Source organism: Mesorhizobium sp. M7A.F.Ca.CA.004.06.1.1 (assembly GCF_003999135.1).
Lineage (GTDB): Bacteria > Pseudomonadota > Alphaproteobacteria > Rhizobiales > Rhizobiaceae > Mesorhizobium.
Window position 1 is genome coordinate 1 of sequence record NZ_RZPQ01000204.1, and the last position, 8,171, is coordinate 8,171.

The 8,171-nt window shown below is 62.6% G+C and carries 10 protein-coding genes; 7 read left to right on the forward strand and 3 right to left on the reverse strand.

What is annotated here, in order from left to right:
• From EN906_RS14550 to EN906_RS14580, 7 genes are all read left to right on the forward strand, one after another.
• Positions 1 to 828 (forward strand): oligopeptide/dipeptide ABC transporter ATP-binding protein (locus tag EN906_RS14550; RefSeq protein WP_164777178.1); only part of this gene is annotated, 828 nt, incomplete at its 5' end.
• Positions 829 to 1,033: 205 nt separating this feature from the next.
• The gene (locus tag EN906_RS14555; RefSeq protein WP_127267606.1) at positions 1,034 to 2,242 is read left to right on the forward strand and encodes an ABC transporter substrate-binding protein; all 1,209 of its coding nucleotides are present in this window, start codon (positions 1,034 to 1,036) and stop codon (positions 2,240 to 2,242) included.
• 12 nt (positions 2,243 to 2,254) lie between these two features.
• Positions 2,255 to 3,034 carry an ABC transporter ATP-binding protein gene (locus EN906_RS14560; protein WP_127267607.1) on the forward strand — a complete coding sequence of 260 codons (780 nt, stop codon included), beginning with the start codon at positions 2,255 to 2,257 and terminating at the stop codon, positions 3,032 to 3,034.
• On the forward strand, positions 3,027 to 3,737 hold the full coding sequence (locus tag EN906_RS14565) for an ABC transporter ATP-binding protein (RefSeq protein ID WP_127267608.1): 711 nt from the start codon (positions 3,027 to 3,029) through the stop codon (positions 3,735 to 3,737). Before EN906_RS14560 ends, EN906_RS14565 begins: the two co-directional genes overlap by 8 nt.
• 7 nt (positions 3,738 to 3,744) lie before the next feature.
• Positions 3,745 to 4,632, forward strand: a complete 888-nt coding sequence (locus EN906_RS14570) for a branched-chain amino acid ABC transporter permease (protein WP_127267609.1) — start codon at positions 3,745 to 3,747, stop codon at positions 4,630 to 4,632.
• 22 nt (positions 4,633 to 4,654) lie between these two features.
• Positions 4,655 to 5,626 (forward strand): branched-chain amino acid ABC transporter permease, encoded by a 972-nt coding sequence (locus EN906_RS14575; protein WP_127267612.1) that lies wholly within the window; start codon positions 4,655 to 4,657, stop codon positions 5,624 to 5,626.
• 177 nt (positions 5,627 to 5,803) lie between these two features.
• Complete coding sequence (locus EN906_RS14580) at positions 5,804 to 6,862, forward strand: aminopeptidase (RefSeq protein ID WP_127267613.1); 1,059 nt, start codon at positions 5,804 to 5,806, stop codon at positions 6,860 to 6,862.
• Between the two features lie 85 nt (positions 6,863 to 6,947).
• On the opposite strand, the gene EN906_RS14585 is transcribed toward EN906_RS14580, so the two are convergent.
• The 3 genes from EN906_RS14585 to EN906_RS14595 all read right to left on the reverse strand — a co-directional run.
• The gene (locus EN906_RS14585; RefSeq protein WP_127267610.1) at positions 6,948 to 7,181 is read right to left on the reverse strand and encodes a hypothetical protein; all 234 of its coding nucleotides are present in this window, start codon (positions 7,179 to 7,181) and stop codon (positions 6,948 to 6,950) included.
• 104 nt (positions 7,182 to 7,285) lie between these two features.
• A complete protein-coding gene (locus tag EN906_RS14590) occupies positions 7,286 to 7,669 on the reverse strand; it encodes a VOC family protein (RefSeq protein WP_127267611.1) in 384 nt (127 codons plus the stop codon).
• Between the two features lie 95 nt (positions 7,670 to 7,764).
• Positions 7,765 to 8,171, reverse strand: a 407-nt coding sequence (locus EN906_RS14595; RefSeq protein WP_281060443.1) for a ketopantoate reductase C-terminal domain-containing protein, incomplete at its 5' end; no start/stop codon positions are given.

The window sequence follows — 8,171 nt, forward strand, 5'->3', positions numbered from 1 at the left end:
GTGGAAGGCGTGACCTTCTCGATCGCGCCCAACGAGACGCTGGCGCTGGTCGGCGAATCCGGTTGCGGCAAGTCGACAACCGCCAAGGCGTTGGCCGGACTGGTGCCTTACAGCGGAGGCGTCGTCATCGGCGGCCGCAATTTGTCTGGCCTTGGCCGCGACGAGCGCAAGGCTGTGCGCCGCGACGTGCAGATGATTTTTCAGGATCCCTACGCCTCGCTCGACCCGCGCATGCGCGTCGGCGACCTCGTCGCCGAGCCGCTGCTGATCCATGGCATCGCCTCGAAGCAAGAACGCAGCCAGCGTGTCGCGGCGCTGTTCGAGCGCGTCGGCCTGTCGGCTGACCAGATGGATCTCTATCCGCATGAATTCTCCGGCGGCCAGCGCCAGCGCGTCTGTATTGCACGCGCTCTTGCGCTGCGGCCGAAGCTGATCATCGCCGACGAAAGCGTCTCGGCGCTCGACGTCTCGGTGCAGGCGCGTGTGCTCGATCTGTTGAAGGAATTGCAACGCGAATTCGGCGTCGCCTATCTCTTCATCTCGCACGACATGGCGGTGGTCGAGAACATCTCCGACCGCGTCGCCGTCATGTATCTCGGCCAGATCGTCGAAATGGGCACGCGCGACCAGGTCTTTTCCAACCCGCGCCACCCCTACACCAGACGCCTCATCGAAGCCGTGCCGGTGCCCGATCCAGCCAAGCGAAGAAGCCGCTTCGCCCGCCTGGACCAGGAGATCCCGAGCGCCACCCGCAGGATCGGCGAGGCGCCGTTGAAACTGGCGCTGAGGGATTTCGGCAACGGCCATCTCGTCGCCGCCGAGGGCTGAGCCGGCACTGCCGCCGGCGGTTCACGTGTTTGTGTCTCTATCTCGTGCTCAAGGCTCGCGTTCCGCCGCCAAACCGTATCGCTTCGAGCACGAAATCCCTAACGGCCTCTTGCCCTCTGTCCCTATCTTCCTCATGTTCAATACCATTGCGATGATCGATCGTAGGAGGGTCGGTCGGATTCATCGCTATGGGAGGAAGTCAACCATGAAGGTAAGCCTTTTCGTTTCCGCGGCACTTCTCGCCGTATCCGCGATCCCCGCCTCGGCCGCTGAAATTTCCGACGGCAAGGTCAAGATCGGCATCCTCAACGACCAATCGGGCGTCTACGCCGATTTCGGCGGCAAGTGGTCGGTCGAGGCGGCCAAGATGGCGGTCGAGGATTTCGGCGGCAAGGTGCAGGGAGCGCCGATAGAAATCATCAGCGCCGACCACCAGAACAAACCGGATATCGCCTCCAACATCGCGCGGCAGTGGTATGACACCGAGCAGGTCGATGCCATCATGGAACTGACGACCTCTTCGGTGGCGCTCGCCGTCCAGGGGATTTCCAAGGAAAAGAAGAAGATCGACATCGTCACCGGCGCGGCGACCACGGAGCTGACCGGCAAACAATGCTCGCCCTATGGCTTCCACTGGGCCTATGACACTCATTCGCAAGCGATTGGGACAGGCGGCTCTCTCGTGCAGCAGGGCGGCGACAGCTGGTTCTTCGTCACCGTCGACTATGCATTCGGCTATTCGCTGAAGGATCAGACCACCAAGTTCGTCGAGAGCCATGGCGGCAAGGTGCTGGGCGAGGTGCGTTATCCCCTGGGATCGACCGATTATTCGTCCTTCCTGCTGCAGGCGCAATCGTCGGGCGCCAAGGTCATCGGCCTGGCCAATGCCGGCCTCGATACCTCCAACTCGATCAAGCAGGCGGCCGAATTCGGCATCGTGCAGGGCGGTCAGCGTCTTGCCGCACTCCTGTTCACGCTGGCCGAGGTGCATGGGCTTGGCCTTCAAGCGGCGCAGGGCGTTGTGCTGACCGAAGGCTATTATTGGGATCGCGACGACAAGAGCCGCGAATTCGGGCAGCGCTTTTTCAAGCGCACCAACCGCATGCCGAACATGATCCAGGCCTCGACCTATTCAGCGGTGACGCAGTACCTGAAAGCGATCGACAAGGCCGGCACGGACGAGACCGAAGCCGTCGCCAAGCAACTGCATTCGATGCCTGTGGACGACGCCGCGATAACCAACGGCAAAGTGCAGGCGGACGGCAACATGGTCCACGACATGTACCTCTATCAGGTCAAGTCGCCAGCCGAGAGCACCAAGGAGTGGGACTACTACAAATATCTCGCCACCATTCCTGGCAACGAGGCCTTCCTGAGCGAAAAGGAAAGCGGCTGTCCGACGGCCGGCCAGTGATCGGCGCGGCCGATGGCGCCGACTGACCTGAGCGCGAACGAGCCGCCTGTGGTGCTTTCCGCCCGCGGGTTGCGGCGTGACTTTGCCGGCTTCATCGCCGTGAAAAACGTCGATCTGGATGTTCGCCATGGCAACATCCATGCCCTGATCGGACCCAACGGCGCCGGCAAGACGACCGTCTTCAACCTGCTCACCAAGTTCCTGGCGCCGACCAGCGGCAGGATCGAGCTGCTTGGCCACGACATCACCCGCACGTCGCCGGCCAGGGTCGCGCGAATGGGTCTGGTGCGCTCGTTCCAGATATCGGCGATTTTTCCGCATCTCAGCGTGCTCGACAATGTGCGCGTCGCCCTGCAGCGGCCGGGCGGGCTCAGCGTTCAGTTCTGGCGCTCGCTGGCGGCGCTCGACCGGCTGACGCCGCGCGCCGAGGAATTGCTGCGCTCGGTCGGTCTCGACGACGCCAGGAACAGGCTCGCCGGCGACCTTTCCTATGGCAGGAAACGCGTGCTCGAGATCGCCACGACCCTGGCGCTCGATCCGAAAGTGCTGCTGCTGGACGAGCCGATGGCCGGCATGGGGCACGAGGACGTGGCCACGGTTTCCGACCTTATCCGTTCGGTGGCCAAGGATCGCGCCGTGCTGATGGTCGAGCACAATCTGACTGTGGTGGCCGACCTTTGCGACTGGATAACGGTCATGCAGCGCGGCGAGGTGCTGGCCGCCGGCGACTACGCCACGGTCAGCCGCGACGAGCGCGTCAAGATCGCCTATATGGGCACCGCCGATGACTAGTACCGCACCTCTGCTTGCCGTCAGCGGCCTCAACGCCTGGTATGGCGAGGGCCATGCGCTGCACGGCGTCGATCTGGAAGTGTATTCCGGCGAGACGGTCACACTGCTCGGCCGCAATGGCGTCGGCAAGACGACGACGCTGCGGGCCATCATGGGGCTGATCCGCAAGCGAACCGGCGGGATCGCCTTCGACGGCCAGGATCTGATGCGGCTGCCGCTGCACCGCACCGCGCATCAGGGCATCGGCTTCGTGCCGGAGGAGCGCGGTATTTTCGCCACGCTGACCGTCGACGAGAACCTGGTTCTGCCGCCGGTCGTGGCCGAGGGCGGCATGAGCGTCGAGGAGATATTCGATCTGTTCCCCAATCTGAAGGAGCGGCGCAACAGTCCCGGCACCAGGCTGTCGGGCGGCGAACAGCAGATGCTGGCGATCGCGCGCATGTTGAGAACGGGTGTGAAAATGCTGCTTCTCGACGAGCCGACGGAGGGGCTCGCTCCCGTCATCGTGCAGCGCATCGGCGCGTTGCTGGCGACGTTGAAAAAGCGCGGCATGACGATCCTGCTGGTCGAGCAGAACTTCCGCTTCGCCAGCCGTGTCGCCGATCGTTTCTATCTGATGGAGCACGGCAAGGTGGTGGCAGGGTTCCCGGTCGGCGAGTTGCCGGACCGCATGACGCAGCTCCACGAAGTCCTGGGTGTATGATGGCGCCATGACGATGATCTTCGGCATCCCCGTTCAGGCCTTCCTCGGCCAGTTGCTGGTCGGCCTGATCAACGGCTCGTTCTACGCCATGCTGAGCCTGGGCCTGGCCGTCATATTCGGCTTGCTGCGCGTCATCAATTTCGCCCATGGCGCCCAGTATATGCTCGGCGCCTTCGTCGGCTATCTGCTGCTCACCTATCTCGGCATCGGCTACTGGCCGGCGCTGATCCTTGCGCCGCTGATCGTCGGTGTCTTCGGCATCGTGGTCGAGCGCCTGGCGCTGTCGCGGCTGTACGATCTCGACCCGCTCTACGGGCTGCTCTTCACCTTCGGCCTCGCGCTCGTGCTCGAAGGCATCTTCCGCTACTATTACGGCGTCTCGGGAAACCCCTACGCGGTGCCGCCACTGCTTTCGGGAGGCACCAATCTCGGCTTCATGTTCCTGCCCAACTATCGCGGCTGGGTCGTCGTCGCCTCGCTGATCGTCTGCTTCGGAACCTGGGCGCTGATCGAGAAGACCAGGCTCGGTTCCTACCTGCGCGCCGCAACGGAGAATCCCCGCCTCGTCCAGGCTTTCGGCGTCAACGTGCCCTTGCTGCTGACCCTGACCTACGGCCTCGGCTCCGCGTTGGCTGGGCTTGCCGGAATTCTGGCAGCGCCGATCTATCAGGTGAGCCCGCTTATGGGGTCGGATCTCATCATCGTCGTCTTCGCCGTCGTCGTGGTCGGCGGCATGGGATCGATCCTCGGCGCGATCGTCACCGGCTATATGCTTGGCCTTGCCGAGGGCCTGACCAAGGTCTTCTATCCCGAGGCCTCAAACCTCGTGGTCTTCGTCATCATGGCCATCGTGCTTCTGGTCCGGCCGGCCGGCCTGTTCGGAAGGGACGCCTGACATGTCGGAAGAGACATCTGACATGTCGGAACTGACGCTTCGCGAGACATCGGCCAAAACGTCGGCACGGCTTGAATGGACGCTGGTCGGGCTCGGCATCCTGGCGCTGCTGGTGGCGCCTTTCCTGGTCTATCCGATCTTCCTGATGAAGATGCTGTGCTTTGCGCTGTTTGCCTGTGCGTTCAATCTCCTGCTTGGCTACACCGGGCTGCTGTCGTTCGGCCACGCCACCTTTTTCGGCGGCGCCGCCTACTTCACGGCGCATGCCGTCAAGGTCTGGGGCTGGCCGCCGGAAGCCGGCATTCTGCTCGGCATGGCGGGTGCGGCCCTGCTTGGCTTCGTCATGGGCTTCTTCGCCATTCGCCGGCAAGGCATCTATTTCGCCATGATCACGCTGGCGCTGTCGCAGATGTTCTTCTTCTTCTGCGTGCAGGCGCCGTTCACGCAAGGCGAGGATGGCATCCAAGGTGTGCCGCGCGGCATGCTGCTAGGCGTCCTCGACCTGAACGTCTCGCTGAACATGTATTATTTCGTGCTGGCGGTGTTCCTCGTCGGCGTCTTCGCCATCTGGCGCATCGTCAATTCGCCGTTCGGCATGATCCTGCGCTCGATCCGCGAGAACGAGAACCGCGCCATTTCGCTGGGCTATTCCGTCGCCAACTACAAGCTCGGCGCCTTCGTCATGTCGGCGGCGCTGGCCGGGCTGGCCGGATCGCTCAAGGCGATCGTTTTCCAGTTCGCCACGCTCACCGACGTCACCTGGCAGATGTCGGGCGAGGTGATCCTGATGACGCTTCTGGGCGGCATCGGCACCATGGTCGGGCCGATCATCGGCGCCAGCCTTGTCATCGGCCTGGAAAACACGCTTGCCACTTCCGGCTTTCCGGTGACCATCGCCACTGGCCTGATCTTCATGGTGTGCGTGCTCGTCTTCCGGCGCGGCATCGTCGGCGAATTTTACGCGCGGATTTTCAAGCGGGCGGGAAAGGACTGATCAGCTGCAGGTTGATGGGACGCGGCTTGCGCGTGATGACGCATGCGTCTCCCCAATGAGCACCTGTCCGGATACTTCAGAAAGCTATAGACCTCGATCAAATCGATGCGACTGCTTGCGACCTGGGGCAATTGCGACTCCATCGGAACGGGTGAGCACTGCTTTGGGCAAATCGTGATGCGCGCATTCTTTCGATTGCTTGTCGTTGTAATCGTGGCGTCCGGCGTGACCGGTTGCACCAGTATTTCCTACTACGCGCAATCCGTGCAGGGCCATCTGCGGATCATGACGGCGCGCCAGGATGTCGGAAAACTGATCGAGGATCCGTCGACGCCGAAGGCATTGCGCGCGCGAATGGCATCGGCGAGCGCTATACGACAGTTCGCAACGGATGAACTGGCGCTGCCCGACAACAACAGCTACCGCAGCTATGTCGACATTGGTCGGGACTCGGTGACATGGGCTGTCTTCGCCGCGCCGGCATTTTCGCTGACGCCGCGAACATGGTGTTTTCCTGTTTTCGGCTGTGTTCCCTACCGGGGGTATTTCTCCAGGAAGTCCGCGACTGAAACCGCTGTCGAACTTCAAGGACAGGGCATGGACGTCTATGTGACGGGCATCACGGCATATTCCACGCTTGGCTGGTCGAGCGACCCGCTGCTCAGCACGATGTTCGGCCAGGATGAAACCTATCTCGCAGCGCTGGTGTTCCATGAACTGGCCCACCAGCGCGTCTACGTGCACGACGATTCCGCATTCAACGAGGCGTTCGCTGTCGCCGTCGAAACAACCGGCGTGAAAAAATGGCTGCGCGCGGCTGGCGATACCGCCGCATTGCGCCGTTACGAAGCCGCCCGGAGACGCAAGGCTGAATTTCTTTCGCTGGTGTCGCGGACCCGGGACGAGCTGGCGCAAGTCTATTCCAACGCCGGCACCTCGGAGCAAAAACTGGCCGCGAAGACGGCCGCGATTGAACGGCTGCGGATGCGCTACCGACACATGCGCGACAGGCGCTGGGGCCGATACCGGGGATACGATGCCTGGTTCGCTTCCCCGATCAACAATGCAAAGCTCGCCGCGACGTCCGTCTATAGCGATCGGGTGACCGCGTTTCTGCGCCTGTTCGACTTGTGTTCGGGCGACTATGTCAGGTTCTATGCGTCAGTCCGACGGATTGGCGCACTGGACCAAGCTCACCGCGTCGATGCACTTGCGGCGGCAGATCGCTGTTATTGAGCCGGTCAAAAGGGATGGCCCGAAGCGTCGGGGAACTTGCGTCCGAAACCAACCAAATCGCGCGATTGAGATCGCCCGCGCGGTTCTACTGGTCCGAGAACTTCACGCTCACGCCGCGCTGCCGAAAATAAGCCTGCATCAACTTGCGGCCCGAGCGGTTGTTCTGCGCCAGCTTGGCCGGATCGAACACCGCCTGTTTGATCCCTTCTCGCGTCAGCGCCGCCTTAAGCGCCGCGATATGTGTGTCGATGTCGGCATTGTCCGCCCGGAGCGAGGCATAGATGCTCTCGGTCGCCTCGGCCACGGTCAGTTCGCTCATTGGTGTCGTCCTTTGGTTGGTTGGGCGGCGCTTAGCACAGATTCGCGGTCCGCCGATACCGAGACCGTCAGTACACAGCGCCCGTCGCGAAAGCGAACCGTTCCTTATGGGGCTTCGTAGAGTTCCAGCGGCAATCCATCCGGGTCCCTGAAAAAGGTAAACCGTTGGTCCGTATATGGGTCGATCCGGATAGGCTCGACGGCAACGCCTGCGGCTTCCAGGCGGATAATTACGGGCTCAAGATTAGCCACAGCGAATGCCAGATGTCTCAGGCCTGTAGCCTCTGGGTGGGATGGCCGCATCGCTGGTGCAGGGAAGGAGAACAATTCCAGTTGGGCCGACCCGATCCGCAGATCCGCTTTCCATGACTGCCGCTCCTCCCGATAAACCTCCCGGATCAGATCGAGGCCGAGGAGTTCGACGTAGAACTGTCGCGACCGGTCGTAGTCGGTGCAGATGAGCGCGACGTGGTGAATGGCGTTCAGCATGCTGCTAACCTTGGTCAAGCTGGGATATGAGGCCAAGTTGCTTCAAGGCCTGGATCGTCGCGCGCCACGGCTCTGATTTGCCCTGTCCTTCCACCTCACCGATAACACCCGCGTTCCACCGCCAGCCGCCGCACCAGCGCCAGCACGGCATCGATGGTCGGGGTCGGCTTGTCCGTGAGCCGGCCAAGTTCCTGCACCGCGCTCACCAGCGCGTCGATCTCCATCGGCCTGCCGCGCTCCAGGTCCTGCAGCATCGAGGTCTTGTGTTCGCCGACATCGCCGGCGCCCTTGATGCGCCGGTCGACCGCTATGGGAAAACGCACGCCGAGGCTTTCGCCGATCGCCTGCGCCTCCAGCATCATGGTGCGGGCGAGCGCGCGGGTGCCATCGTCGGCGACAATCGCGGCCAGCGTGCTGCCGGTCAGCGCCGAGATCGGGTTGAAGGAGAGATTGCCCCACAGTTTTACCCAGATTTCGCTGCGGATGTCCTCGCGCACCGGCG

Coding starts and splice junctions, on each gene's coding strand:
- EN906_RS14590 (WP_127267611.1), bottom strand. CDS start 7,669: ATGCTGAACGCCATTCACCACGTCGCGCTCATCTGCACCGACTACGAC.
- EN906_RS14575 (WP_127267612.1), top strand. CDS start 4,655: ATGTCGGAACTGACGCTTCGCGAGACATCGGCCAAAACGTCGGCACGG.
- EN906_RS14570 (WP_127267609.1), top strand. CDS start 3,745: ATGACGATGATCTTCGGCATCCCCGTTCAGGCCTTCCTCGGCCAGTTG.
- EN906_RS14560 (WP_127267607.1), top strand. CDS start 2,255: ATGGCGCCGACTGACCTGAGCGCGAACGAGCCGCCTGTGGTGCTTTCC.
- EN906_RS14565 (WP_127267608.1), top strand. CDS start 3,027: ATGACTAGTACCGCACCTCTGCTTGCCGTCAGCGGCCTCAACGCCTGG.
- EN906_RS14580 (WP_127267613.1), top strand. CDS start 5,804: ATGCGCGCATTCTTTCGATTGCTTGTCGTTGTAATCGTGGCGTCCGGC.
- EN906_RS14585 (WP_127267610.1), bottom strand. CDS start 7,181: ATGAGCGAACTGACCGTGGCCGAGGCGACCGAGAGCATCTATGCCTCG.
- EN906_RS14555 (WP_127267606.1), top strand. CDS start 1,034: ATGAAGGTAAGCCTTTTCGTTTCCGCGGCACTTCTCGCCGTATCCGCG.